We start from the raw sequence: 26,696 nt of genomic DNA, 5'->3' as shown, positions 1-26,696 counted from the left end.
CGCGCTTGACCTTAGGTAAACCATATGACCCGACTGATCCCGTTCGAAAACAGCTATGCCAATTTGCCCGCGCGGTTTTACACGCAGCAAGCGGCCCTGCCCGTGCGCGCCCCGCATCTGATCCGCTTCAACCGGGATCTGGCCGCCGAACTGGGCATCTCCGAGACCAGCGAAACCGAGCTTGCCAATATCTTTTCCGGCAATCAGGTGCCCGAGGGTGCCAGCCCCTTGGCCCAGGTCTACGCCGGTCATCAGTTCGGGGGCTTCTCGCCGCAACTGGGCGACGGGCGCGCGCTCCTGTTGGGCGAGGTGATTGACCGCAACGGCCAGCGCCGCGACATCCAGCTCAAGGGCTCTGGCCCGACCCCCTATAGCCGGATGGGCGATGGGCGCGCGTGGCTTGGCCCGGTCCTGCGCGAATATGTGGTGTCCGAGGCCATGCACGCCCTTGGCCTGCCCACCACCCGCGCCCTCGCCGCCACCCTGACCGGCGAGCCGGTTTATCGCGAGGCGGGCGGCCTGCCCGGCGCGGTGCTGACTCGCGTGGCCGCCAGCCATCTGCGCGTCGGAACCTTCCAGTTCTTCGCCGCGCGCCGTGATCTCGACGGGCTGCGCACGCTTTATGATTACACGGTTGAGCGCCACTACCCCCATGTCGAAAGCCCCGCACATCTCTTGGCCGAGGTGATCCGCGCTCAGGCGCGGCTGGTGGCGCGCGGGCTTTCCATCGGCTTTATCCATGGGGTGATGAACACCGACAACACAACGATTTCCGGCGAAACCATCGACTATGGCCCCTGCGCCTTCATGGATGTCTACCATCCGCAGACCGTGTTCAGCTCGATTGATACACGCGGGCGCTATGCCTATGACAATCAGGCGCATGTGATCGTCTGGAACATGGCGCAACTGGCCACCGCACTGGTGCCGCTTATGCCTGATCAGAACGAGGCGATCGAAGATTTCACCGCGCTCGTTCATGCCATGCCCGATCAGATCGAGACCGAATGGCGCCGCGCCTTTGGCCGCAAGATCGGCATTGCCGAGGCCACGGCGCAGGATGCCCCGCTCGTTGCCGACCTGCTCGCGCGCATGGCCGAAGGGCGGGCGGATTTCACCAATACCTTCCGAGGCCTGCTCGATGGCACGGCGCGGGATCAGTTCCTCGACCGCACAGCCTTTGATGAATGGGAGCCGCTCTGGCGCGCCCGCATCGCGCAGGAATCCGATCCCGAGACCGTGATGCGCACCGCCAACCCGGCCTTCATCCCCCGCAATCACCGGATCGAACAGATGATCGAGGCGGCCGTCGCGGGTGATTACGCCCCTTTCGAGCGATTGCTCGACGTCTTGGCGCGGCCCTACGAGGATCAACCCGACGCAGCTGATCTCAAACGCCCGCCGACCCCGAGCGAGGTGGTGCACAACACCTTCTGCGGCACATGAAAACGCCGGGGAATGACCCCCGGCGCCTTCGAGTTGATCAGGCCGCGTTCGACCGCGCGCCACCGCCGGGTTTGCGCCGACGTCCGCCGCCCGCAGCAGGCTTGCCCGGCTGGCCCCCCGCCTTGAAGCCACCGCCGCCGTTGCCACCGCGACGGCGCGGGCCGCCGCGACCACCGGCAGGCTTGGGTGCCTTCGGATCGGGCAGCACTTCCCACGGACGGCCCGAGGCCACCGGAATCGTCGTGCCCAACACCTTTTGAATGTCCTTCAGCTCGCCCATCTCGTCGGGGGCGCAAAAGGCAATCGCCGCCCCGTCCCGGCCCGCGCGCGCGGTCCGGCCGATCCGGTGAACGTAATTGTCAGGCACATTCGGCAATTCGTAATTGTAGACGTGTTTGACATCGGGAATATCCAGCCCCCGCGCCGCGACATCGGTCGCCACGAGGATCTTGACCTGCCCGTCACGGAACGCCTTGAGCGCGCGCTCGCGCTGCCCCTGGCTCTTGTTGCCATGGATGGCCGCGACACTATAGCCCGCCTGCTCCAGCCGCCGCGCCAGCTTGTCCGACCCGTGCTTGGTGCGGCCAAAGACCAGCGCCAACTCGTCGCGGTGCCGGTCGAGCATTTCGATCAACAGATCGGGCTTGGCCGCCTTGGCGACAAAATGCACCTCCTGCGTGACTTTGTCCGCAGCCTTGCCCGGCGGGCTGACCTGCACCCGTTTGGGATGGGTCAGGTAACTGGCGGCAATCTCCTCCATCTGCTTGGGCATGGTGGCCGAAAACAGCATCGTCTGGCGCTCGGCGGCCAAGAGCCCCGCAATCCGGCGCAGCGCATGGATAAAGCCCAGATCAAGCATCTGGTCCGCCTCGTCCAGCACGAGAAAGCGCGCCGCATCCAGACGCACCGCGCGCCGGTCGATGAGGTCAAGCAAGCGCCCCGGTGTCGCCACCAGAATATCGGTGCCCTGCTCCAGCCGCTTGATCTGCGGGTTGATCGAGGCACCGCCCACCACAAGACTGATCTTGATCGGGCTGTCCTTGACCAGCGGCAAGAGCGCGTCGCGGATCTGGCTGGCCAGTTCGCGCGTGGGCGCGAGGATGAGGCTGCGGATGGTCTTGGGCGCAGGTTTGCCCGGCGCCTCCATCAACGCGGCAATCAGCGGCAGGCCAAAAGCCATGGTCTTGCCGGTGCCGGTCTGTGCAAGGCCCAGAACGTCAAACCCGTTCATCGCGTGCGGAATGGCATGGGTCTGGATCGGGGTCGGTTCGGTGATGCCTGCGGTGGCCAGCTTGCGTACCAATGCAGCAGGCAGGCCCATTTCGTCAAATAGGTTCAAGTCGTATCCTTTCAGGGGCGCGAGGACATCCCGCAGCCCATCGCAGGCGGTGATAGCCACCGCCCGGTCGTCGTGGTTTCACCAACCAGCAGCCAAGGGACCGAATGCCCCCTGCACTCTGACAGGTGTTTGGCCCCACGCGTGATTTTGGGATCATCCGCGACATTTCATAAATGGGCCCGGTTCGGGCTGTGCTGCTCACGCGGCAGGAAATGTCGGTTACGCGCCATATGGAGGCGCCGCGCGCAGAAGTCAAGCGCAGCGTCCCGTTGCGTCACGTGTTGCTTCTGTCATCCTCGGGCTCGACCCGAGGACCTCTAGCCCCGCAATGCACCCCCGCGCGAATAGCACCCAAGGTGCCGCGCGGATCACGCCATCCCCCTCACCTCAGCATCCACACGCCCTCGGGCCAGAACGCATGAAACGCAAAGGCGAACATCACATCATGCGGCACATCGCGCCCCTGCCCGTCGCGCACCCGCACCGTGCCCACGTCGCGGCCTTTGGCGATGGTCCCGTGATCCAGCGCCGAGGCTTGGCCCGCCTCCCAACTGATCCGAACCCCTGCCTCGGTCACGCCCCCCTCTGCCCGAACCCGCGTCAAGGGCCAGGCCCGGTTGCCCACCCGCACCACCCGCTCAAGCGGCGGAATTCCATGCGGCGGGTCCTCGCCATTGTAGAGAAACGGCCGCGCCGAAGTGTCATAGCCCCGATAGGGATTGCGCCCGTAGGACCGATTATAGGCCGGCTCGTCCATCACCAACCCATCCGGATTGCGCGCGCGGAACTGATCCCAGCTTTCCATCCAGCTTGGCATCTGCTTGAGCGTGGTACCTGTCAGTTCGCCCACGATGGCCTCGCCGATCGCCTGTTGCCACCAGCTTTGGGTCTCGCGGTCATACATGACCATATCCGAATGACGCAGCTTGCCCGACACGCCGAATGTGAGCACCCCCCGCGCCGTGCGCCGGTCAAATGTCATGCCTGAATTGCACAAGGGACAGAAGGTGACAGCCACCGGCACGCCCCCCACCGTGTCATTCACGATCTCATGCCAGGTGAGGTAGCGAATGGGATAGGCGCGCGGCTGTGTGCCGGGGATTTCCAGCGTGATCACCGGTTCTGTCCCGGCAATCCGCCGCTCTGACGCGGCTTTGCGGTATTTTGGCCCGGTTATGGCCGGGATTCCATCCTTGGGCGGCCCGCCCGACATGATCTCGGACCAGTCGCGCACCGTGGTCTTGTCGAAATTCGTTTGCGGCCACTCCGCCCGCCAGGACCGAGGGTCGGCATGAGCCAGCGAGGCCATCAGCATCAGGGATGCCAGCAGGGCAAGGAAACGGGGCATGGCGGCTCCTGTCTTGACATGCATCATGCCCCAAGATGCACGCCGCAGGGGCGCCAAACCAGCCCCCCCCACGCGATTGTGACCCTGCGTCAGCCGCGCCGCGCCTCGCTCAGCGCCCGGTCCCACAGCCGGTCCCGCATCAACCGTCGAAAGGCGCGCTTGACCTCACCGCTGGCGTCGCGCGTGTAGCACCGCCCATGGGTCAGGATCAGCCGCTCTGGGCCCCAGTCCAGCACCTGCTCGACCAGATCCCCCACCGCCTTGCGCCCGCCCAGACGCCCCGCCAAACCCAAGGGGGGCTTGCCATCGCTGTCGTCGATCCCCGCCAGCCAGATCAGCGGGCGCACCCAGACAGGCAACGGCGCGGTCTCCACCGCGATGATGAGCCGTGAGAGGATGGCAGAACGGCTGGCCTGATGCAGAAAGACAACCTCGGTCTCGGCCCCTTCCAGCACCAGCGGCTTGATCTCTCGACACCACGCGGCTGTTTTCACCTCTGCCCCGCGCCATATCCGCGCGCCGGGATAGGCCGCCTGCCAATCGCCGAGATGCGGCAATTCCGGAGCATGGGGCAGCACGATATGCGCCACGCGCCCGCGTGTCTCGAGCCAGTCGCGCAGCCCGTCGGTCAAGACCCCCGGCGCATGCACCCAGAGCGCACCGCCTGACAGCTCGATCACGACCGTGCGCAGCGGCATCGCAACGCCGCCACGCCAGATCACAAAGTCGCCCGCCACTTCCCAAACCCCATGGGCCAGAGGCTCCGGGACGCATGTGGAGGCGACAGTCATGCTTATTCGGTCACAGTGACTTTCGTCATCACGTCCGGCTGGCCGATCACGGCCCCATTCGGCCCATTGCCGCGCTTGATCGCGTCCACGATCTCCATGCCTTCTGTGACTTTACCGACCACGGTATATTGCCCGTTCAGGAACTCGCCCGCGTCGAACATGATGAAGAACTGGCTGTTTGCGGAATTCGGGTTCTGGGCGCGCGCCATGCCGACCACGCCGCGCAGAAACTTCTCGTCAGAGAATTCGGCCTTGAGGTCGGGCCGAGCGCTGCCGCCCATGCCCGCGCGGCTCATGTCGCCCCCGTCCAGCTTGCCAAACTGCACATCGCCGGTCTGCGCCATGAAGCCTTCGATCACTCGGTGAAACACGACCCCGTCATAGGCCCCCTCTGCGGCCAGAGCGGTGATCTGTTCCACATGCCCCGGCGCGACATCCTCATAGAGGTCGATCTTGACGGTGCCATTGGCCTCCCCCGCAATCTCGATCTCGAGCCCCGTCGCCAGCGCCGGACCCGCCAGCAGGCTCAGTACAACTGCGGTCTTATACATCTGCGGCCACCTTGACGCTGATCATCCGGTCCGGGTTCGCAGGCGGCTCGCCGCGCGTGATGGCATCGACATGCTCCATGCCCGCGATCACGCGGCCATAGACCGTATACTGACCGTTCAGGAAATGGTTGTCCTTGAAATTGATGAAGAACTGGCTGTTGGCGCTGTTGGGATTCTGGCTGCGCGCCGCCCCCAGCGTGCCGCGATCATGCGGGATTTTGGAAAACTCGGCCTTGAGATCAGGCAGGTCGCTGCCACCGGTGCCCGCCATGCGCGGATTATAATCCTTTTCCATGTTCGCATGCTGCACATCGCCGGTCTGTGCCATGAACCCGTCGATCACACGGTGAAAGGCCACGTTGTCATACTGCCCGGCGCGGGCCAGTTCCTTCATCCGTTCGCAATGGCCCGGCGCGATGGCAGGCAACAACTCGATGGTGACAGTGCCACCCTTCAGCTCCATCAGAATGGTGTTCTCGGGGTCCTTGATCTCGGCCATGGGGCTCTCCTTGGTAAAATATGCCCCGATACCTAGGCGGTTCCCGCGCGATTGCCAAGCACAGAGGTTGACGCTGGCAAAGACCCGCGCCAATAGAGGCGCGACCAGATTGCGGGAGGCCTGAGGCATGAGCTGGAAAACCCTTGACGACATGGATCTGACCGGCAAGCGCGTGCTGGTGCGCGTCGATATCAACGTCCCCGTTGAAAACGGACTTGTGACCGACGCCACCCGGATCGACCGGATCGCCCCCACCGTCCTCGACATTCTGGCCAAGGGCGGGCGGCCCATCCTTCTGGCGCATTTCGGGCGCCCCAAGGGCAAGGTCGTGCTGGACATGTCCCTGCGCGTGACCGTGCCCGCGCTCGAGGCTGCATTGGGCCGCAAGGTGCGGCTGATCGAGACCCTCGAAGGGGCCGAAAACCTGACGGACGAGGCGCTGGCCTCTGACGTGCTGCTGCTCGAAAACATCCGCTTTCATCCCGGCGAAGAGGCGAACGATCCCGCCTTTGCCGCGCGTCTGGCACAGCTTGGCGATGTCTATTGCAACGATGCCTTTTCCGCCGCCCATCGCGCCCATGCCTCAACCGAAGGGCTGACGCATCACCTGCCCTCCTGCGCGGGCCGCCTGATGCAGGCCGAATTGCAGGCGCTCGAGGCCGCCCTTGGCACCCCGAAACGCCCCGTCGTGGCCGTTGTCGGCGGCGCCAAGGTCTCGACCAAGCTCGACCTCCTGGGCAATCTCGTGGCAAAGGTGGACAGCCTCATCATCGGCGGCGGCATGGCCAATACCTTCCTCGCGGCCATGGGCCTCGATGTGGGCAAATCGCTCTGCGAACACGACATGGCCGATACCGCCCGCGAGATCATGCTCAAGGCAGGGGCGGCGGGCTGCAAGATCCTGCTTCCCGCCGATGTGGTCGTGGCGCGCGACTTTGCCGCCGGTGCCGCGCATGAGGTGGTGGGCGCACATGCCTGCCCGCCCGATGCCATGATCCTTGACGCCGGACCGCAGGCCGTGGCCCATATCATCGCCACGCTCGATGCCGCCAAGACGCTGATCTGGAACGGCCCGCTTGGCGCGTTCGAAATCTCCCCCTTCGATGCCGCCACCAACGCCGCCGCCACGCACGCCGCAGAGCTCAGCCAGGCGGGCAAGCTGACCTCCGTCGCAGGGGGCGGCGATACCGTGGCGGCGCTCAACAAATCCGGTGCCGCCGAGGGGTTCACCTATATCTCGACGGCAGGCGGTGCCTTTCTCGAATGGATGGAAGGCAAGGATCTGCCCGGCGTTGCAGCACTCAAGTCCTGAGCAAGATCACAGCGCCCGCCTGTTAGCGCCACCACGATTGCAAGCCCCGCGCCCCTCGCCTAAGAGGGCGCGAGATCATTTAATGCTTCAGGGGTGTTCCATATGAGCAAGACCGAACAGGCCAACAAACTCCGCGCGGGCCAAGGCTTTATCGCCGCCCTCGACCAGTCGGGCGGCTCCACCCCCAAGGCGCTGCGCCTCTACGGAATCGAAGAAAGCGCCTATGGCTCCGAGGCGGAAATGTTCGATCTGGTGCACGCCATGCGCGCGCGCATCGCGCAGGCACCGGAATTTACCGGCGACAAGGTTCTGGGCGCGATCCTGTTCGAGATGACCATGGACCGCGACATCGGCGGCAAACCCTCGCCCGCCTTCCTCTGGCAAGAACGCGGCGTCGTCCCCTTTCTCAAGGTCGACCAGGGGCTCGCCGGGGATACCGAGGGCGTCAAGCTGATGAAACCCATGCCCAATCTCGATCCGCTCCTGGACCGCGCGGTCAAAGCGGGCATTTTCGGCACCAAGATGCGCTCTGTCATCGACGCCGCCAACCCTGCGGGCATCGAGGCCGTCGTGGCCCAGCAATTCGACGTGGGACAGCAGATCCTCGGTCATGGCCTCGTGCCGATCATCGAGCCCGAAGTGACCATTTCGATCAAGGACAAGGCCGAAGCCGAAGAAATCCTGCGCGCCGCCATCCTCGCCCAGCTTGACGCGCTGCCGGCCGATCAAGAGGTGATGCTCAAACTCACCCTGCCCGAATCCCCGAACCTCTACGAAAGCCTCGTCAACCACCCCCGCGTGCTGCGCGTCGTGGCGCTCTCGGGCGGCTATAGCCGGGAAGAGGCCAACGCGCGTCTGGCCCAAAATCGCGGCGTCATCGCCAGCTTCAGCCGCGCCCTGACCGAAGGTCTCTCGGCGCAGCAATCGGATGCCGAATTCAACGCCACCATCGCGAAATCCATCGACGACATCTACCGGGCCTCCATCGCGGGCTGATCGCGGTCAGTATCAGCTGAACAAAGCCGCGAATGGAAAGTTCAACTCAGCAATAAGCTGCGGTGGAGTAAATCCATCGCAGCTTATTGTTCCAAGGCGCTTGGTGCGATTAATATTTACGCTCTCCTTGCAGATAGCGTGACGCCATCAAGAGGACGAAAAACATAACGACCGGATGGGTCAAATCTCGGTGACAGTGCGGGGCAGTCCTCATTGGCAATCAAAAGAGACGCGCTTTTCTAAACTCCGAACGAATTTCTCACCATCCATATTCGCGAGATTAAGTTTCACAAGATCTGGCCCACCAACAATCATCATCGGCAGCCATATACTAGGGGCACCCTGTGTGATCAGTTGAACAGCAACAATTTGCTCATTTTTCTTATAAATTTTCTTGATCTGTTTAATCGGACCTGTCGGGTATCGGACGTTAACCGGTTTGAAGATGAACCCACTGTCGTCGATGACCACCCGTCTGGTGAAAATAAAAGGGAAAGTAAAATATATGCCAGCCCCAAGCATTGCCAAAAAAGCCAATGGCGATACGGGATCAATAGGATCAGGCTTAATTAGGAGCGCGACTACAAAATATGACAGAAAAATCGTGAAAATGACGAGTCCGAACGTGAACTGTCTGCGAAACTTTAAATGAAACTCTTCCACGGGGTACGTCATGGAGTTTCCTCGGAACCTATATCGGCTTCTGAAAATCGGGTTTCCATGGCTTCCTCTTAATTACAGCGGTTATTTACATAATAAGTCAGCATCTTTGCCAAATCGGGCTCGGGAGCCTTTGAAATGACGACACCGGCAGATATGTGCCCGCTCTGCACGCTGGCATCGCCGTTGCTGTAGTATATTGTTTCAGCGTAGCCGACTTTGTTTGCACGCCCCAAGAGCTTTGAGACCCAAGTTCTTCTTGGCGGCCAGAAACCAACGTGCATATCTCCGTGCACCGGAGCGACTTTCACACTTCCGACGGTTGATAGATCAATAATCCAAACTGTTTTTACAGCTTTCCTAACGCCGTCTGGCTTATGACCCTCGGCATTAATGTTCTGCGGATATGAAGCTTCTATCACCAATTTACACTCATTAAGCGTTCCCTTGGTAACTCGGGATTCAGAACGGGAGGACAGCATGGATTCAATATCTGTCGCGGACGCATCTTCTGCGAAGCAGGTAATTGCGAGAAAAATCAAAGTGAAAAGATCAATACAGTATGATTTTTGAGAACTCGGCTCCATTGAACGCCTTGCAATGAACCCAACTTTAAGTTGAAGTTGCGCACTCCCCATGTCAACGCATTCTTGCGATAAGGTCGGCATCTTTATTCGAGCAAGTGTGTTGTGAGACGTCGTTCAAAAGTTAATGCATATGCACCATCGAACTCACATCATCTCGGGGTGGAGCGCACTTGGTTCGGGACGGGGGCAGCGCCCCCACCCCGTCCTCACCCCTTCGCGCGCTTGGCCTCGGCCACGACCTTCTCCGCCAGATCGCGGGCGATGCCAAAGGCCCCCTTGATCCGGTCGCTCTCGCCCTTCCAGTCGCGGCGCACCACGATCTTGTTGTCGCGCACCTTGGCCAATCCCCGCTCATCCTTGATGAACTCGACCAAGCCCTGCGGCGAGGCGAATTTGTCGTTGTGAAACTGGATCGTGGCCCCTTTCGGCCCACCATCGAGCTTGGCGATGCCCGCGCGTTTGCACATCGCCTTGATCCGCACCACCAGCATCAGCATGTTCACTTCGCGCGGCAGCTTGCCGAACCGGTCGATCAACTCGGCGGCAAAGCCTTCCAACTCCACCTTGGTCTCCAACCCGCTCAGGCGACGATAGAGCCCCAGACGCACGTCGAGATCGGGCACATAATCCTCGGGGATCAGCACCGGCACGCCCAGATTGATCTGTGGCGCCCATTGCTCGTCGCCCTCCGACAGCCCCTCCATCTGGCCCGATTTGATCTTGGCAATCGCCTCTTCCAGCATGGATTGATAGAGTTCGTAGCCCACATCGCGCATCTGCCCGGACTGTTCCTCGCCCAGCAGATTGCCCGCGCCGCGAATATCGAGATCCTGACTTGCCAGCGTGAACCCCGCCCCCAATGTGTCGAGACTGCCCAGCACCCGAAGCCGCTTTTCCGCCCCCGGCGTCAGCGGCACGCGCGGCTTGGTGGTGAGATAGGCATAGGCGCGCGTTTTCGAGCGCCCGACCCGCCCCCGGATCTGATAAAGCTGGCTGAGGCCAAACATATCGGCCCGGTGGATGATCATCGTATTGGCCGTGGGAATATCGAGCCCCGACTCGACGATCGTCGTCGCCAGCAGCACGTCGTATTTCCCGTCGTAGAACGCGTTCATCCGCTCGTCGAGTTCCCCCGCTGCCATCTGCCCGTGGGCGATGACATAACTGACCTCGGGCACCTGCGTTTTCAGGAAATCCTCGATTTCCGGCAGGTCGCTGATACGCGGCACCACATAGAACGACTGCCCGCCGCGATAATGCTCGCGCAAGAGCGCCTCGCGCACGGTCACACTGTCGAACTCGCTCACATAAGTGCGGATCGACAGACGGTCCACGGGCGGCGTGCTGATGATCGACAGATCGCGCACCCCTGACAGCGACAGTTGCAGCGTGCGCGGAATCGGTGTCGCGGTCAGCGTCAGCACATGCACATCCGAGCGCAATTGCTTCAACCGCTCCTTATGCGCCACGCCAAAGCGCTGCTCCTCGTCGATGATCAGCAACCCAAGGTTCTTGAACCGGACGCCCTTGGCCAAGAGGGCATGGGTGCCCACCACGATATCCGCCTCGCCGCGCGCCATGGCATCGCGGGTCTTGGCCGCCTCAGCCGTCGACACGAACCGCGACAGGGGCCGCACATTGACCGGAAAGCCGCGGAACCGCGACGCGAATTCCTGATAATGCTGCCGCGCCAGCAATGTGGTCGGCGCAATCACCGCCACCTGCAGCCCGGCCATCGCGGCGACAAAGGCCGCGCGCATCGCCACCTCGGTCTTGCCAAAGCCGACATCGCCACAGATCAACCGATCCATCGGCGCGCCCGATCCCAGATCGTTCAGCACATCCTCGATGGCGTGCAACTGATCGTCGGTCTCCTGATAGGGGAACCGCGCGGCAAACGCCTCCCAGGCGTGATGCTCGGGCTCGATCACCGGCGCGCTGCGCAATGCACGCTCGGCCGCCACCCGGATCAGACGATCCGCCATCTCGCGGATACGTTCCTTGAGCCGCGCCTTCTTGGCCTGCCAGGCGCCGCCGCCCAGACGGTCAAGCAAGCCCTCCTCATGCCCGTATTTCGACAAGAGTTCGATATTCTCGACCGGCAGATAGAGCTTGGCGCTCTCAGCATATTCCAGCACAAGGCATTCATGCGCGGCCCCGGCGGCCGTGACCACCTCGAGCCCCAGATACCGCCCGATGCCGTGGTCCACATGCACCACCAGATCGCCGATGCTGAGGCTCTGGGCTTCGGTCAGGAAATTTTCGGCCCGCCGCCGGCGCGGCGCGCGGATCAGCCGCTCGCCCAGCACATCCTGTTCCGCGATCACCGTCAGGTTCGGGGCTTCGAAGCCGTGTTCCAGCGGCCAGACCGCCAGATGCAGCCCATGCTTGCCGATGCCCTTGGCGCTGCTGACCCCGACCGCGCCGATCAGCCCCTCATCTTCCAGCAGCCCCTCAAGCCGCTCGCGCGCGCCCGTGGAATAGGACGCCACCAGCACCGGGGACTTCTCTAGCTTTGCCTGAATATGATCCTTCAACGCGCTGAAGAGGTTGATGTTTTCCTGCTGGCGTTCAGGCGCGAAATTGCGCCCGATGCGCCCGCCCGCGTCGATCACCCCCGGCCCGGTCGCCTGCGGCAGCGCCGCGAATTGCAACACGCGCCGGTTCGCCACCGCCGCCGTCCACGCGGCATCGTCGATATACAAGAGACCGGGCGCCACCGGCTTGTAGACCGTATCGCCCCGCGATTTCTGGCTCAGCGCCAGATGCCGCGTCTCGTATTGATCCGCGATACTGTCCCATCGCGCCAGGCGTTGCGGCGTCACCTGCTCATCGAGGGTGATCGTGGCGCCGGGCAGATAATCAAAAAGCCCCTCCAGCCGCTCGTGAAAGAACGGCAACCAATGCTCGACCCCGGCATGTTTGCGCCCCGCGCTCACCGCCTCGTAGAGCGGATCATCCGTGCCCGCCGCACCAAACTCGATCCGGTAGTTCTGACGAAAGCGGCGGATCGCCTCCTCGTCCAGAATGACCTCGGACACGGGCGCCAGTTCCACCCGGTCCAGTTTTTCCGTGCTGCGCTGCGTGCCCGGATCAAACCGGCGCACCCCGTCCAGCACATCGCCAAAGAGGTCAAGCCGCACCGGCCCCCCCTCGCCCGGCGGGTAGATGTCGATGATCCCGCCACGCAGCGCATAGTCCCCGGGCTCTGTCACCGTGGGCGCCTGCGTGAACCCCATCCGCACCAGAAAGGCGCGCAAGGCCTTTTCGTCGACCCGCTCGCCCACAGCGGCGACAAAGGCCGCATCGCGCAGCACATCGCGCGCGGGCACCCGCTGTGTGGCGGCATTGAGCGTGGTCAACAGCACGAAATGCGACGGCCCGCCATGCGCCAGCCCCGCCAGCGTCGCCATCCGCGTGGCGCTGATCTCTGCGTTGGGCGAGACGCGATCATAGGGCAGGCAATCCCACCCCGGAAAGGTCATCACCGGCATGTCGGGCGCAAAGAACCGCAACGCCGCCTGCATCGCCGCCAGACGCTTGTCATCCCGCGCCACATGCAGGACCGGTGCGCCGGTCTTGGCCACTTCGGCCAGAATGAGCGAGGCGTCAAAGCCTTCGGGCGCGCCGCCCACGGTGATATGCTGCGCCTTGGTCATGGTCTTCCTGCGTCTTGCGCCCGGTCAGCGGCGCGTGTCATCCCAGAATATTGGCGTTCATGTTCTGATACATGCCCCACATGGCGGTTACGAAAATCGACACCATGCCGATCACCTGAATGATCAGCCGATGGGTCTGCAACCGCTTGATCAACGCGGCCCCCGTCCACCCCTGCACCGCGATGCGCTGCGCCATCCGCACGGACAGGCCCCCGACCAGCAAAAGCGGAAAGCCGAGCAAGAACAACGCCTGGGCGAATTCGTTGTGATAAACGAAACCCAGCAACACGAGCGTGGTCAGAATGAACGCCGTGATCCCCGCCATCAAGAGGCCGGATTCCTGCACGAGATAGAGCAAGCGGTTGATATTGATCCGCACCATATCCTCGAAATCCGTCATCGCCTGCGCGCTGCGGCCCTTGCGGGCACGCATGGCCATGTCCCATGGCACACCCATCACCCAATGACTTGCCGAGGACCATGTGACCGCCAAGGCGATCCAGAACCAGAGGTTGCTGAATGACCGCATGTCGATCAACTCGAAAACCGTGTCGTACAAGTCCAAATCCGCGCCCCTCTTGCCGCATCATCGCCTCTCTTAGCGCCGGTGCGCGGCAATTCCTACCCTTGAGATGCGCGAATTTCCATGCCACTCAGTCAAGGTTGATCCAGCCAGAAAGACCGCCCATGCGCCCGACCCAAGCCGCCTTTCCCGCCACCCGCCTGCGCCGCACCCGTGCAACCCCCAGCATCCGCGCTCTTGTGGCCGAGAATACGCTGACAGCGGGCGATCTGATCTGGCCGCTTTTCGTGCGCGATGGTGACGGGATCGAGGAACCGGTGCCCTCCATGCCCGGTGTCATGCGCCGCTCCATCGACCGCGTGGTCGCCGCCGCCCAAGAGGCCGCCGATCTGGGCATCCCGGCCATCTGCCTCTTTCCCTATACCTCATCCGAGAACCGCACCGCCGATTGCGCCGAGGCGTGGAACCCGGAGAACCTCAGCAACCGCGCCACGCGCGCGATCAAGGCCGCCGTGCCCGGCATCACCGTGATGACCGATGTGGCGCTCGACCCCTATTCCGACACAGGCCATGACGGCTTTGTCGTAGAGGGCGAGATCGTGAATGACGCCACCGTCGAGGCGCTTGTGAAACAGGCGCTGTCTCAGGCCGAGGCAGGCGTCGACATCATCGGGCCGTCCGACATGATGGACGGGCGCGTGGGCGCGATCCGCACGGCGCTCGAGGCGCATGGCTATCCCAATGTGATGATCATGTCCTATGCCGCCAAATACGCCTCTGCCTTCTATGGCCCGTTCCGCGATGCGGTGGGGGCCTCGAACGCGCTCAAGGGCGACAAGAAAACCTATCAGATGAACCCCGCCAATACCGACGAGGCCCTGCGCCTGATCGAGCGTGACCTCAGCGAGGGGGCCGATATGGTGATGGTCAAGCCGGGCATGCCCTATCTCGACATCTGCCGCCGGGCCAAGGAGAGCTTTGGCGCACCCACCTTTGCCTATCAGGTCTCGGGCGAATACGCGATGATCATGGCCGCCGCCCAGAATGGCTGGATCGACCGCGAACGCGCCATGATGGAAAGCCTGATGTGCTTCAAACGCGCCGGTTGTGACGGGGTGCTCACCTATTTCGCCCCCGAAGTGGCCCGGCTCTTGTCCAAAGGCTAGCGCCCGCGCGCAGCATCCCGCGCATGACCGCAATCCATGGTGACACCAGCGCAGCTTGCCCCTATACTGAGTGTCAGACCGGTATGAGACAAAAGACCGGCCCGAAACGAGGCAACAGACAGGCGATCTCATGAGCATTCTGACCAGACGCACCTTCACCCTCGGCCTGATGGCCGGCACACCGCTTGTTGCGGCCTGCGGCAATGGCGTGGGCAATTCCAACGCGGCCACCATCGACGCCCGTGTCGATGCCACGCTCAGCCAGATGTATTCGCGCTATCCCAACACGCGCGATCTCGCGGCTAAATCCAACGGCATGCTCATCATGCCGGTCGTGACCGAGGCGGGCTTTCTCGTCGGCGGCGGCTTTGGCCGCGGCGCGCTGCGCATCAACAATGTCACGGTCGATTACTATTCCGCCACCAAGGGCAGCGTTGGCCTTCAGATCGGCGCACAGCAATTCGCGCATGTGCTTTTCTTCATGACGCCCGATGCGCTCGAGAAATTCCGCCGCTCGTCCGGTTGGGCGGCAGGTGCCGATGTCGAATATGTCTTCAACGACCGGGGCGAGAACCTGCGTGCCGAGACGACGACCGCGTCCAGCCCCGTTGTCGCCGTGATCTTCGGCCAGGCCGGGGCCTTGGCCGGTGTCTCGCTCGAAGGCATGAAATACACCCGCATCATCCCCTGATGCCACGATCCCGACGCCGCGCGCCTCACGGCGCCGCGGCGTCAGAGCGGCCAGACGATCAGCAAGAGCGGCACGCTGACCACCACAACCAGCACCTCCAGCGGCAGACCAAGCCGCCAGTAATCGCCAAAGCGAAACCCGCCGGGGCCCAGGATAAGCGTGTTGTTCTGATGCCCGATGGGCGTGAGAAACGCACAAGACGCGCCAATCGCCACAGCCATCAGGAAACTGTCCGGGCTGACGCCCAGCGTGCCCGCAATGCTCAGCGCGATGGGGCACATCACGGCGGCGGTGGCGGCGTTGTTCATCACATCCGACAGGAACATCGTGGTGATCAGGATCACGGCCAGCGCCGCCACTGCCTGTCCACGCGCCACCTCTGCCACCAGAAACTCTGCCAGCACCCCGGCCGCGCCGGTGGCCTGCATCGCCCCCGCCACGGGAATGAGCGCGGCCAAAAGAACGATCACCGGCCAGTCGATCGCCGTGTAGACCTCGCGCGGAGGTACCGTGCGAAACAGCATCGAGGCCAGCACGCCCAATGCGAAACTCGCCGCCGCAGGCAGCACACCGAATGTCACCAGCAGGATTGCCAGCCCCATGATCGCCGTCGCCGTGATCGCCATCCGTCGGCTGGGCAGGCGCAAATCGCGCGCCCCAAGCGGCACACAGCCGGTGTCATGGATGAATTCCGAGAGAGATTCCGCCGGCCCCTGCATCAGGAGCAGGTCGCCCGAGCGCAGCGCGATCGAGCGCAATCGCGCCCGCGGAGCCTGCCCCGCCCGCGCCACCGCCAAGAGATTGAGCCCGTAGCGCGTGCGCAGATGCAGGTCGCTGGCCGACAGCCCCACAATCGAAGAGGCGGGCAAGACGGCCACCTCGCGCAGCACCGCGTCGCGCTCATCGCTTGACTTGGCCTCCTCAGCGGTCTCCGCCTCTCCCTCCTCTGCGGCTGCGTCCTTGTCGCGTTTGACGGCCTCCTCCAGTGTCAGATCGAACACCGACAGCGTTTCAGCCACCGCCTCGACATCCGCCTCCAGGACCAGCACGTCACCTGCGCGAATGCGCCGCCCGCCATGCGGCGCCAAGAGGCGCACGTCATTGCGCACCAGCGCCACCACTTGCGCATCAGAGCTTTCGACCTCCCGCTCAAAGGCCCGCAGCGTCAGCCCGATGGCCTTGCTGCGCTCGCCCACCCGCACCTCGGTCATATAGGCCCCCGCATCGAACTCGGACGCGCCCGCCGGCTTGCGCATGGGCACCAAACGCCAGCCGATCACGGCAATGGCCACCACGCCCAGAACCGCCACCGCCACGCCAATCGGTGCGAAATCGAACATCTCAAAGGCGCCTCGCCCAGCCTCTTCGCGAAAGCCCGACACGATCAGATTGGGCGGCGTGCCGACCAGCGTCGTCATGCCCCCCAGAATGGTGCCAAAGGCCAAGGGCATCAAAACCTGCCCCGGCGGCATCTCGAGCCGCTTGGCCAGCTGCACCGCCACCGGCATCAAGAGCGCCATCGCCCCCACATTGTTCATGAACCCCGACAGCATCGCCCCAAGACCCAAGAGCGCCGTCATGCTGACCAGCCGCCCCGCCTCGCGTGGCAGCACCGAGCGCGCCAGCGCATCGACCGCGCCGGTATTCTGCAACCCCTGGCTCAGCACCAGCACGCAAGCCACGGTGATCACCGCCGGATGGCCAAACCCGGCAAAGGCCTCTGCGGCGGGCACCAGCCCCGTCACGACGCAGGCCATGAGCGAGGCCAGCGCGACCACGTCATGCCGCAGCCGCCCCCACAGAAAGAGACCCATCGTCAGCGCAAGCACGCCCAGAATCGTCATCTGCGGGGCTGTCATCGGGCGATCCTCCAGACCGGAAACGAGAGCCCCCGACAAGATCACGGACCTGCGGGCGCTTCAACCGCCCCCAGCGTCAATGTGGCGTCAATGCAGCGTGAATTCGCCCACCACGTTGCGCCATTCCCCCGGCGCGATCAGCTTGCGATGGGTAAAACGCACCGAATGCAGCGGGCCCTCAAGCTCGCGCTGCCAGAATTCGATGAAACCAAAGAGCTTGGGGTGATCCGGTGCCAGATCGTAATCCTGCCAAAGGTAACTGTTCAGCACGTTGCGAAAATCGGGCATCCGGTAGAAAAATTCCGCCGTCGTCAGCCCGTATCCCTTGAGCATCATTTCCGTCTCAGACATCTGCATGTGTCTCTCCTGTCACCGCCTGACAGGATCATGGTGCCAGAAATAAATTACTTTTCAATTAAAACAATATATTAGCACTCGCTCCGCGCGGCTGACAAAGGCAATTCCCCAGCCCCATTGCACCCTATATCCTGCCTCTGATATAGTCCCTTCAACAAGATATAGAGAATGATCACAGGACGGTCCCAATCGTGAGCGATACGCCCCAACCCCCTGAAAACATGGATGAAACCCCGCCCGAGCGGCCCACCCACAGCGGCCCCTCCGTCTCGATCACCCATGAGATGAAAACTTCCTATCTCGATTATGCCATGAGTGTGATCGTCAGCCGCGCGATTCCCGACCTGCGCGACGGGCTGAAACCTGTGCATCGCCGCATCCTCTATGCGATGCACGAGGGGGGCAATACCCACGACAAACCCTATCGCAAATCCGCCCGCGCCGTGGGCGACGTGATGGGTAAATATCACCCGCACGGCGATTCCGCGATCTATGACGCGCTGGTCCGCATGGCGCAGGATTTCTCGATGTCCCTGCCCCTCCTCGATGGTCAGGGCAATTTCGGCTCGATGGATGGCGATAACGCGGCGGCCATGCGCTATACCGAGGTGCGGATGGACAAACCGGCCGCCTATCTCTTGGCCGATATTGAAAAAGAGACCGTCAATTTCCAGGACAACTACGACGGCAAGGACCGAGAGCCCACCGTCCTGCCCGCGCGCTTCCCCAACATGCTGGTCAATGGCGCAGGCGGCATCGCCGTCGGCATGGCCACCAATATCCCCCCGCACAATCTGGGCGAGGTCGTGGATGCCACGCTGGCGCTGATCGAGAATCCCGATCTCGAGAGCGAAGACCTGATCCAGTATATTCCCGGCCCCGATTTTCCCACCGGCGGTCTGATGCTCGGGCGCTCGGGCGCGCGCAAGGCGTATCTTGAGGGGCGCGGCTCTGTCATCATCCGCGCCAAGACCCGCGTCGAGGAAATCCGCAAGGACCGCTTTGCCATCGTCATCGACCAGATCCCCTATCAGGTGAACAAGGCGACGATGATCGAAAAGATCGCCGAGGCCGCCCGTGACAAGCGGATCGAAGGCATCAGCCATGTGCAGGACGAATCCGATCGCAACGGCGTGCGCGTGGTGATCGAGTTGAAACGCGACGCCACCGCCGAGGTGGTGCTCAATCAACTCTATCGCTTTACCCCGATGCAGACCTATTTCGGCTGCAACATGCTGGCGCTCAATGGCGGCAAGCCCGAGCAGTTGACGCTGCACCGCTTCCTCTCGCTCTTCATTACCTTCCGCGAAGAGGTGGTCGCGCGCCGCACCGCCTATGACCTGCGCAAGGCGCGCGAGCGCGCGCATGTGCTCTGCGGTCTGGCGGTCGCGGTCTCCAATGTCGATGAGGTGGTCGCCACCATCCGTGGCTCGATGGATGCGGCCGAGGCCCGGCAAAAACTGATGGAACGTCGCTGGCCCGCAGGCGACATCCTGCCCTATATCGCGCTGATCGACGACCCCAGCCACCGCGCCAACGAGGACGGCACCTATAACCTGTCCGAGGTTCAGGCCCGCGCCATTCTCGATCTGCGCCTGCAACGCCTCACGCAACTGGGCGTCAAGGAGGTCACCGACGAACTCCAGGACCTCGCGAGCAAGATCAAGGAATACCTCGCCATCCTCGCCTCCCGCGAGCGGATCATGCAGATCATCGCCGATGAACTGCGCGAGGTGAAAGAGCTGTTCGCCGTCCCCCGCCGCACCGAGATCGTGGACTGGTCCGGCGACATGGAGGACGAAGACCTCATCGAACGCGAGGATATGGTCGTGACCGTCACCAGCGGCGGCTATATCAAGCGCACGGCCCTCGCCGATTTCCGCGCGCAGAAACGCGGCGGCAAGGGGCTGTCGGGCATGGCCACCAAGGACGAGGATGTCGTCACCACCCTCTTTGTCGCCAATACCCATACGCAGCTTTTGTTCTTCACCACGAGCGGCATGGTCTACAAGCTCAAGTGCTGGCGCTTGCCCCTTGGCGGGCGCACGTCCAAGGGCAAGGCGATCGTCAACATCCTGCCCATTCCTGCGGGTGTCTCCATCGCGGCCATCATGCCCGTCGACCGCCCCGAGGAAGACTGGGAAGACCTGCAAATCGTCTTTGCCACCTCCGCCGGCGACGTGCGGCGCAATGCGCTGTCGGATTTCACCAATGTGATGCGCAACGGCAAGATCGCGATGGACCTGCCCGAGGGCGTGGAACTGGTCAACGCACGCATCTGCGGCCCCGAGGATGACGTGATGCTGGTCACGGATTCCGGTCGCGCCATCCGCTTCCCGACAACCGAGGTGCGCGTCTTCAAGGGCCGCAAATCGACCGGCGTCCGTGGCATCCGCCTGCTCGGCGATGACCGCGTGGTGTCGATGTCCGTAATCCGCCATTTCGACGCCTCCGCCGACGACCGCGCCGCCTATCTCAAGATGCGCCGCCAACTGGCCGGGGCCGAAGACGACGGCTCCAGCGATGACGAAGGCAATGCCGACGCCGCCCTCAGCCCCGAACGGTTCGAGGAAATGCAGGCCGCCGAGAACCTGATCCTGACCATCACCGCGCGCGGCACCGGCAAACTCAGCTCAAGCCATGACTACCCGGTGCGCGGGCGCGGCGGCATGGGCGTGCAGGCCATGGACAAATCCATGCGCGGCGGGGCCGTGGTGGCCTCCTTCCCGGTCACGCTCGAAGACCAGATCATGCTCGCCACCTCCAAGGGCCAGTCGATCCGCGTGCCGGTCGATGGCATCTCCTTCCGCTCGCGCAGCGCTGGCGGGGTCAAGGTGTTCAACACCGGCACCGGCGAAGAGGTGGTGTCCGTGGCCTGGATCGCCGAACAGGCCGAAGAGGACGAGACCGCAGAGAGCTAAACCCTTGCCGCGTCAGGGTATCATCACGCTCCGGCCCCAATTTCGCCGGATTTGGCCCGATGATACCCTGGTTGCCTCGCGGCATGGTTGTATTTGTTTCATTCGGTTCCCGGCACCTCTCACTGCGGATTGTCTCATGGCCAAGCCCACCAGCGCCAGCATGGACCAAACCGGTCTCAACCTGATCCGGATCGTGATCGGCTCGTATTTCCTCGCGCTCTCGCTCGATCTCGTCGCGGGGCTCGATGCGGCCACGCTCTTTGCCGCCCTGATGCCCCATGCCGCAGCGGATCTGGTCGGCTCGACGCTGCTCTTTTGCCTCAGCGCGGCTGTCATGGCCGGGCTGCACCTGCGCCTTGCGGCGCTCAGCCTCGCGCTCTTGGTATTCTGCTCCAGCTTTGTGCAAAATCTCATCTCCGTCACACCCGAAAGCCTTTCGGCCTTCTGGCGCGACCTGACCTTGGCCACGGCGGTGTTGCTCACCTATCTCACGCTCGGCCCCGGCGCGCTGCGCCGCGCCTCGGTGCTGGCCCACCGCGCCCGCCTGCGCCGCGCCATGGCACAAAGGGCCATCAGCCCGCGCCGCATCACGCCCAAACCGGCCCCCAAACGCCCCGTTCAGCAGGAAATCCGCAGCGCGCTCGCCGCAGCCACGATCACGCATCGTCCCGCCGACGAGGACGAGGATGCCGTCGACAATATCTTCGCGAATATCTGACCGGGCCCGCGCCGCTTAACCCGACCTCAACCCTTCCGGCGCAGACTGGGCGCGATTTCCCTCGCGCCGGAGGCCCGCCGATGAACCTCTACTGCTGCATGATCGACCTCAAGCAGGATGCCAAGGCTCTGGCCTTTGCCGCCGCTCTCGATGCCTGGCTCTCGCATCTGCACCACCATGGCACCATCGGCCGCTGGCGCCTCTTGCGGCGCAAGCTCAATCTCGCGGCCGATGCCTATGGCGATTTCCTGCTGGAGATTGAGGTTGACGATCTGGCCCAGCTTGACCGCGCCTTCCGCCTCACCGGCGCGCAGGACGAGGTGACAACCGTGCTGCATGACCGGGTGCATGCCCAGATCACCGTGGCACGATTTGCCCTCTACCGTCCGTTCCCCGATGCCGAACGCGCCGAACGCATGTCCCTCATCTGAACCCCGCGTTCATCTGGCCGAAATGCCTCAGGGGGTCCGGGGGACAGCGTCCCCCGTCTAGCCCGGCGGTCTCAGGCCTGGCGATCAGTTCGCGATGTTGTTCGCGGTCGAGGCGAAGCCAACGACTGTGCCAAAGAGGCCAAGGATGGTCTGCACGCGCGTGACCGGCGATTCGGTCGCAAGCAACGTGTCGCCCGGGTTGATCTGGAACTGCCGCGCCGCAAAGAGACCGTCCGCATTGGTGAAATCCAGCGAGAAGATCACCTGCCGCATCTCGGGGCCGGGCTTGTCGGGGTTGATATGATGCCGCTCGTATTCGCGCAGCACCAAAAGGCCCTTGGGATCGGCGCGCGCGGCACTCAGCCCGCCCATCATCGAGACCGCCTCCATCGCCGTTACCTGGTCATCCTCGAAGGGGATCACCTTCTGGCTGCCCGCAGCCCCCAGCACGTTGAAGGTGCGGTCATCCTCGGTCACGACGATCTGATCGCCCCCCCGCACCAGCGCATTGCGTTCCGGCTCGGCATACAGGCTCTCCGCCCGCGTCTCATAGACCTGCCCGCCCCGTTGCAGAATCACCAGCGGGTTGACCATCGCGGGCGAAATACCGCCCGCAGTCGCCAGCACGCTCAGAATGCGCGTGTTGCGCGACTCAAGCGGGTAGTTGCCCGGCGCGGTCACACCGCCCACCACATCGACCGAGTTGTTGCGCCCCGGCTCCACGTTCAACTGCACCTGCGCCGATGGTGCGATTTGCAGCATCCGTTCCTGCAGCGTGGCGCGCGCCTCGGATTCGGTCATGCCGCGCAGGTTGACCTCACCGATATAGGGCATGAACACCGTGCCCGATGGCGAAACCGTCAAGCCCGCAACAGGGGTCGAGCGCGACGACGCGCTGGCCAGCAAGGAATTTTCCTCATTGTCCCAGACGATCACATTCAGCGTATCGCCGGTCTGGATGGTCGTGGAATCCGGCCCGCGGCCTGCCGACAGCCAACGATAGCTGCCCTTCCAGCCCGACGCAGGCCATAGCGCCAGAGCCGGGGTCGAGCGGCGCGTGACCTCGACCACCTGAAATGTCGGAGACTTGTTGTCCTTCTCGGCCAGAACCTCACTTTGCAGAGCGGCGCCCCGGGGCAGACTGCACGCCGCCACGGCGGCAAACATCATCATTCCGAGGACAATCCTGATTGTGCGCGTCACTCTCCGACTCCCCGGTTCGTCTGGCATTGCATCGGTTCCTACCCCGGTCCTGCCGTGCTAGACAATCGGAATCTGCCCATCAACGACAGGCAAAGCCGCATGCTGGCCGAAATGCGCCATGACTCAACCGTGCTGATCACCGGTGCCACGGGCCGTCTCGGGACGCTGCTGCGCGCGGCCTGGACCAGGCCAGAGGGCCTGCTCGCGCGCCTGCGACCCTTGTGGCTTGCGCGTCGGGAACCGGCGGATATTCTATGGTCTCCGGGCGGGATGCTGCCGCCCGATCTGCCCCGGTGCGATACGGTGATCGCTCTGTGGGGACAGGTCGCAGGCACGCCCGAGGATCTGGCCGCCAATGTCGCGCTGGTGCATCACGGGGCGGAACTGGCGCGGGCCTGCGGCGCACGGCGCATGCTGCACCTGTCGTCGGCGGCCATCTACGGCCCCGGCACCGCCCTGACAGAATCCGATTCCCCCCATCCCGCCAATGCCTATGGCCAGGCCAAGCTGGCGATGGAGGCAGCGGTACGCGCCCTGCCCCCCGGCGAGACGCGCCATTGCTGCCTGCGGCTGGCCAATGTCGTAGGCGCCGATAGCCTCGCCCCGGCACTGCGCGCCACCGATGGCGCAGTGTCGCTCGACCGCTTCGCCGATGGCACCGGCCCGCTGCGCAGCTATATCGCCCCAGGCGACCTCGCGCAGGTGCTCTGCGCGCTCTCAGAGCTTGCCCCAAACCGCCTGCCTGACGTGCTCAACGTGACCGCCCCCGTCCCCGTGACGATGGAAAGCCTCGCGCGCGCCGCCGGACGCCCCCTGATCTGGCGAAAAGCCCCGGAAAATGCGGTGCAGGCCGTCACCCTCGATGGCGCATCTCTTGCCGGTCTGCTTCCACTTCTGTATCTGAAACAGACAGCTCAGCAGATGATCGACGACTGGCACAGCTTGGAGATGGCAACATGACCCCGGCCAAAAGGGCCTTTGACGTGGCATTCGCTCTGCTCCTGATCGTGCTTTTGTCACCCATCCTCCTGGTGATCGCGCTTTTGATCGCGATCTGCGACGGGCGACCCGTGTTCTACCTTTCGGAACGGATGAAGACGCCCGACACCCCGTTCTGCCTGTGGAAATTCCGCACCATGCGCGTGGTGGACAACGATTCCGGCGTCTCCACCGGCTACAAGCGGCACCGCATCACCCCGCTTGGACGCCGCTTGCGCGCCACCCGGCTTGATGAACTGCCCCAACTTATCAACGTGTTGCGCGGCGACATGAGCTTTGTCGGCCCCCGCCCGCCGCTGCGCTGCTATGTCGAAAGCTGCCCGGACATCTACGCTCGCGTGCTGGAGAAACGCCCCGGCGTGACGGGTCTGGCCACGCTCGTCTACCACCGCACCGAGGAGAAACTGCTCTCGGCCTGCACCAACCACGAGAGCGGCGAGACCACCTATGTCACCCGCTGCATCCCGCGCAAGGCGCGGCTCGACCTCATCTGGGCGCGCCATCAGAGCCTCTGCTACGACATCCGCCTGATCTGTCAAACCGTGATTCGCGTTTTTTCCCGGCGGCGTACAGCCCGGGCAAACCGCAGCTAAGCGGTATGATTCAGGATCGATTTCGCATATGTTTTAGACTGATCGGCTAAAATTTGCCCAGAATCTCCTCCCGGCTTCTCAAAATGCCGTTAATCGGCATTCCTTAAGACGCTGTGAACGCCTACAAACGATTTGATTTCGACGTACTTGATCTCAGGGAATAGTGCCGTGCTGTATGACATCGTCACCTCACTGAAGCAGGGCCAGAAACAAGCGTTTTTCCTGACGCTGGACATGCTGATCGTCGTTGTGTCCTACGTCTTTTCCGTGGTTCTCTTCATGGGGCCCACAGCCCTTTCGGGCAATCTCGTCGCTGCCTCCAACGATCTCTTCGCGATGATGTGCGTCGCGGCGGCGCTCGCCACCTATTTCGGCCTGCACAAGGTCAAACTGAAATCCTACGAGATGCAGGGCATGCTCAGCTCTGGCTGGGTGGCGCTCGCCATCACCGCCAGCGGGATTGCCTTCTCGCTCTTGGACACCAGCGTCGCTGCCCCCGCCACGGTCTATATCGTCTGCGGCATGATGTTCCTCATCCTGTCCGCGACCTCGCGATTGGTGCTGCGCACCGTACTCCTGCGCATCTACCGCAACGGCAATCGCCGCCTGCGGGTGCTGATCTACGGGGCCGGTCAGACCGGCCAACAGCTTGCGACGGCCCTGGCAACCGACGATGCCGTGCTGCCCATGGCCTTTGTCGATGACGAACCGCGCCTGCAATCCCTGACCATCGCCGGGCTCAAGGTCCACAAGTCCGACGATCTGCCGGACCTCGTCAAACGCTATGACATTCAGCGCGTGATCCTCGCCATGCCCAGCGCGCCCCCCGCCAAACGCACCCTGCTCACGCGGCGCATCGCGGAACATGGGATCGAGGTGCACGCCCTGCCCTCCTTTGCCGACCTGATTTCCAACGACGCCCGCAGCCTCTATCAAAGCCGGCCCGTCGATGTGAACGAGCTATTGGGCCGCGACGGGCTTGAGGACAAGCTGCCCGGCTCCCGCGACAGCTACAAGGGGCGCTGCATTCTCGTCACCGGCGCAGGCGGCTCCATCGGCTCGGAGCTGTGCCGCCAGTTGATCGCCTATGATCCCGGACATCTGATCCTGCTCGATCACGCGGAACACGCCCTGTTCGAGATCGAGCGCGAATTGCGCAGCCTTGCCCCCGCCATGCGGATTTCAGCCGTGCTGGGATCGGTTTGCGAAAAATCCCTGATCAATGTGCTGATGCGCTCGCGCAAGGTGGAAATCGTGCTGCACGCCGCGGCCTACAAACATGTGCCCATGGTCGAATCCAACGCCATCGAGGGGATGCGCAACAATGTCATCGGCACCCGCACCGTGGCACAGGCGGCGCGGGACGCGGGCGTCGAACGCTTCATCCTCGTCTCCACCGACAAGGCCGTGCGCCCCGTCAGCGTGATGGGGGCCTCCAAACGCTTTGCCGAAATGATCGTGCAGGATCTCGCCACCCGGAGCCAGAACACGCGCTTTTCCATGGTGCGGTTCGGCAATGTGCTGGGATCGTCCGGCTCTGTCATTCCGCTCTTTGCCGAGCAGATTGCCCGCGGTGGACCGGTCACGCTGACCCATGCCGATGTCACCCGCTATTTCATGACCATCCCCGAGGCCGCGCGCCTCGTGCTCTTGGCCGGCTCCTTTGCCCGCGGCGGCGATGTCTTTGTGCTCGACATGGGCAAACCCATCGCCGTGCGCGACGTGGCGCGCAAGATGATCGAAGGCTCAGGGTTGACGGTGCGCGACAAACAGAACCCCCATGGCGACATTGAAATCCGGATCACCGGCCTGCGCCCCGGCGAAAAGCTCTATGAGGAGCTCTTGATCGGCTCTGACATGCTGACCACGCCGCACCCCAAGATCCTGCGCGCCCAAGAGGGGCATCTGTCGGAAATCGAACTCGCCAAGGCGCTCAAATCCCTCTCCGAGGCGATCGAGACACGCGATGTGGCCCTCCTGCGCAGCGTGCTGGCCCAGTGGATCGAACAGATCGAAGATCGCCCCGACGCGACGGTCAACCAATAGC

Annotated in this window: 23 protein-coding genes; 11 read left to right on the top strand and 12 right to left on the bottom strand. The window is 63.3% G+C overall.

Annotated features, from left to right (window positions below):
- Window positions 1-24: 24 nt before the first annotated feature.
- The gene (locus MVC20_RS14840; RefSeq protein WP_297542708.1) at window positions 25-1,446 is read left to right on the top strand and encodes a protein adenylyltransferase SelO; all 1,422 of its coding nucleotides are present in this window, start codon (window positions 25-27) and stop codon (window positions 1,444-1,446) included.
- A 37-nt stretch (window positions 1,447-1,483) separates the two neighbouring features.
- On the opposite strand, the gene MVC20_RS14835 is transcribed toward MVC20_RS14840, so the two are convergent.
- The 5 genes from MVC20_RS14835 to MVC20_RS14815 all read right to left on the bottom strand — a co-directional run bounded on the left by MVC20_RS14835 (window position 1,484) and on the right by MVC20_RS14815 (window position 5,974).
- Window positions 1,484-2,785 (bottom strand): DEAD/DEAH box helicase, encoded by a 1,302-nt coding sequence (locus tag MVC20_RS14835; RefSeq protein ID WP_297542707.1) that lies wholly within the window; start codon window positions 2,783-2,785, stop codon window positions 1,484-1,486.
- A gap of 382 nt (window positions 2,786-3,167) precedes the next feature.
- A complete protein-coding gene (locus MVC20_RS14830) occupies window positions 3,168-4,133 on the bottom strand; it encodes a DUF3179 domain-containing (seleno)protein (protein ID WP_297542706.1) in 966 nt (321 codons plus the stop codon).
- A gap of 89 nt (window positions 4,134-4,222) precedes the next feature.
- The gene (locus MVC20_RS14825) at window positions 4,223-4,870 is read right to left on the bottom strand and encodes a DUF4336 domain-containing protein (protein ID WP_297542704.1); all 648 of its coding nucleotides are present in this window, start codon (window positions 4,868-4,870) and stop codon (window positions 4,223-4,225) included.
- 56 nt (window positions 4,871-4,926) lie between these two features.
- The gene (locus tag MVC20_RS14820) at window positions 4,927-5,475 is read right to left on the bottom strand and encodes a peptidylprolyl isomerase (protein ID WP_297542702.1); all 549 of its coding nucleotides are present in this window, start codon (window positions 5,473-5,475) and stop codon (window positions 4,927-4,929) included.
- A complete protein-coding gene (locus tag MVC20_RS14815; RefSeq protein ID WP_297542700.1) occupies window positions 5,468-5,974 on the bottom strand; it encodes a peptidylprolyl isomerase in 507 nt (168 codons plus the stop codon). The genes MVC20_RS14820 and MVC20_RS14815 overlap by 8 nt, the downstream gene beginning before the upstream one ends.
- Window positions 5,975-6,101: 127 nt before the next feature.
- On the opposite strand from MVC20_RS14815, the gene MVC20_RS14810 reads away from it, so the two are divergent.
- Window positions 6,102-7,286 carry a phosphoglycerate kinase gene (locus tag MVC20_RS14810; protein ID WP_297542699.1) on the top strand — a complete coding sequence of 395 codons (1,185 nt, stop codon included), beginning with the start codon at window positions 6,102-6,104 and terminating at the stop codon, window positions 7,284-7,286.
- A gap of 102 nt (window positions 7,287-7,388) precedes the next feature.
- Window positions 7,389-8,282, top strand: coding sequence for a fructose bisphosphate aldolase (locus tag MVC20_RS14805; RefSeq protein WP_297542697.1), 894 nt, complete (start codon window positions 7,389-7,391; stop codon window positions 8,280-8,282).
- A 210-nt stretch (window positions 8,283-8,492) separates the two neighbouring features.
- Here the strand turns inward: MVC20_RS14805 and MVC20_RS14800 are convergent, their stop codons facing one another.
- The 4 genes from MVC20_RS14800 to MVC20_RS14785 form a co-directional block, all read right to left on the bottom strand.
- Complete coding sequence (locus MVC20_RS14800) at window positions 8,493-8,957, bottom strand: hypothetical protein (protein ID WP_297542695.1); 465 nt, start codon at window positions 8,955-8,957, stop codon at window positions 8,493-8,495.
- A gap of 56 nt (window positions 8,958-9,013) precedes the next feature.
- Entirely contained in the window at window positions 9,014-9,610 is a 597-nt protein-coding gene (locus MVC20_RS14795) for a hypothetical protein (protein WP_297542693.1), read from the bottom strand.
- A gap of 125 nt (window positions 9,611-9,735) precedes the next feature.
- Complete coding sequence (gene mfd / locus MVC20_RS14790; RefSeq protein WP_297542691.1) at window positions 9,736-13,188, bottom strand: transcription-repair coupling factor; 3,453 nt, start codon at window positions 13,186-13,188, stop codon at window positions 9,736-9,738.
- A gap of 37 nt (window positions 13,189-13,225) precedes the next feature.
- A complete protein-coding gene (locus tag MVC20_RS14785; RefSeq protein WP_297542689.1) occupies window positions 13,226-13,753 on the bottom strand; it encodes a component of SufBCD complex in 528 nt (175 codons plus the stop codon).
- Window positions 13,754-13,875: 122 nt separating this feature from the next.
- Here MVC20_RS14785 and hemB point away from each other — a divergent pair, with 122 nt between their 5' ends.
- Window positions 13,876-14,877 carry a porphobilinogen synthase gene (gene hemB, locus MVC20_RS14780; protein WP_297542687.1) on the top strand — a complete coding sequence of 334 codons (1,002 nt, stop codon included), beginning with the start codon at window positions 13,876-13,878 and terminating at the stop codon, window positions 14,875-14,877.
- Window positions 14,878-15,007: 130 nt separating this feature from the next.
- Window positions 15,008-15,568 carry a YSC84-related protein gene (locus tag MVC20_RS14775; protein ID WP_297542685.1) on the top strand — a complete coding sequence of 187 codons (561 nt, stop codon included), beginning with the start codon at window positions 15,008-15,010 and terminating at the stop codon, window positions 15,566-15,568.
- A gap of 41 nt (window positions 15,569-15,609) precedes the next feature.
- Here the strand turns inward: MVC20_RS14775 and MVC20_RS14770 are convergent, their stop codons facing one another.
- Window positions 15,610-17,427, bottom strand: coding sequence for an SLC13 family permease (locus MVC20_RS14770; RefSeq protein ID WP_297542684.1), 1,818 nt, complete (start codon window positions 17,425-17,427; stop codon window positions 15,610-15,612).
- Window positions 17,428-17,514: 87 nt separating this feature from the next.
- On the bottom strand, window positions 17,515-17,784 hold the full coding sequence (locus MVC20_RS14765; protein WP_037269335.1) for an usg protein: 270 nt from the start codon (window positions 17,782-17,784) through the stop codon (window positions 17,515-17,517).
- Window positions 17,785-18,005: 221 nt separating this feature from the next.
- Between MVC20_RS14765 and gyrA the strand changes: the two genes are divergently transcribed.
- The 3 genes from gyrA (at window position 18,006) to MVC20_RS14750 (ending at window position 21,854) form a co-directional block, all read left to right on the top strand.
- Window positions 18,006-20,705: a DNA gyrase subunit A gene (gyrA, locus tag MVC20_RS14760; protein ID WP_297542774.1), complete on the top strand. Its 2,700-nt coding sequence runs from the start codon at window positions 18,006-18,008 to the stop codon at window positions 20,703-20,705.
- A gap of 136 nt (window positions 20,706-20,841) precedes the next feature.
- Window positions 20,842-21,423: a hypothetical protein gene (locus tag MVC20_RS14755; protein WP_297542683.1), complete on the top strand. Its 582-nt coding sequence runs from the start codon at window positions 20,842-20,844 to the stop codon at window positions 21,421-21,423.
- 80 nt (window positions 21,424-21,503) lie between these two features.
- Entirely contained in the window at window positions 21,504-21,854 is a 351-nt protein-coding gene (locus MVC20_RS14750) for a DUF6614 family protein (RefSeq protein WP_297542681.1), read from the top strand.
- An 84-nt stretch (window positions 21,855-21,938) separates the two neighbouring features.
- On the opposite strand, the gene MVC20_RS14745 is transcribed toward MVC20_RS14750, so the two are convergent.
- The gene (locus MVC20_RS14745; protein ID WP_363320805.1) at window positions 21,939-23,057 is read right to left on the bottom strand and encodes a polysaccharide biosynthesis/export family protein; all 1,119 of its coding nucleotides are present in this window, start codon (window positions 23,055-23,057) and stop codon (window positions 21,939-21,941) included.
- A 99-nt stretch (window positions 23,058-23,156) separates the two neighbouring features.
- On the opposite strand from MVC20_RS14745, the gene MVC20_RS14740 reads away from it, so the two are divergent.
- The 3 genes from MVC20_RS14740 to MVC20_RS14730 all read left to right on the top strand — a co-directional run bounded on the left by MVC20_RS14740 (window position 23,157) and on the right by MVC20_RS14730 (window position 26,695).
- Window positions 23,157-24,017, top strand: a complete 861-nt coding sequence (locus tag MVC20_RS14740) for an NAD-dependent epimerase/dehydratase family protein (protein ID WP_297542679.1) — start codon at window positions 23,157-23,159, stop codon at window positions 24,015-24,017.
- Window positions 24,014-24,649, top strand: coding sequence for a sugar transferase (locus MVC20_RS14735; protein WP_297542677.1), 636 nt, complete (start codon window positions 24,014-24,016; stop codon window positions 24,647-24,649). The genes MVC20_RS14740 and MVC20_RS14735 overlap by 4 nt, the downstream gene beginning before the upstream one ends.
- Before the next feature lie 168 nt (window positions 24,650-24,817).
- Window positions 24,818-26,695: a nucleoside-diphosphate sugar epimerase/dehydratase gene (locus tag MVC20_RS14730; protein ID WP_297542675.1), complete on the top strand. Its 1,878-nt coding sequence runs from the start codon at window positions 24,818-24,820 to the stop codon at window positions 26,693-26,695.
- Window position 26,696: the final 1 nt, after the last annotated feature.

The organism is Roseovarius sp., from assembly GCF_027019125.1.
Classification (GTDB): domain Bacteria; phylum Pseudomonadota; class Alphaproteobacteria; order Rhodobacterales; family Rhodobacteraceae; genus Roseovarius.
This window is presented reverse-complemented; position numbering and strand designations above follow the sequence as displayed.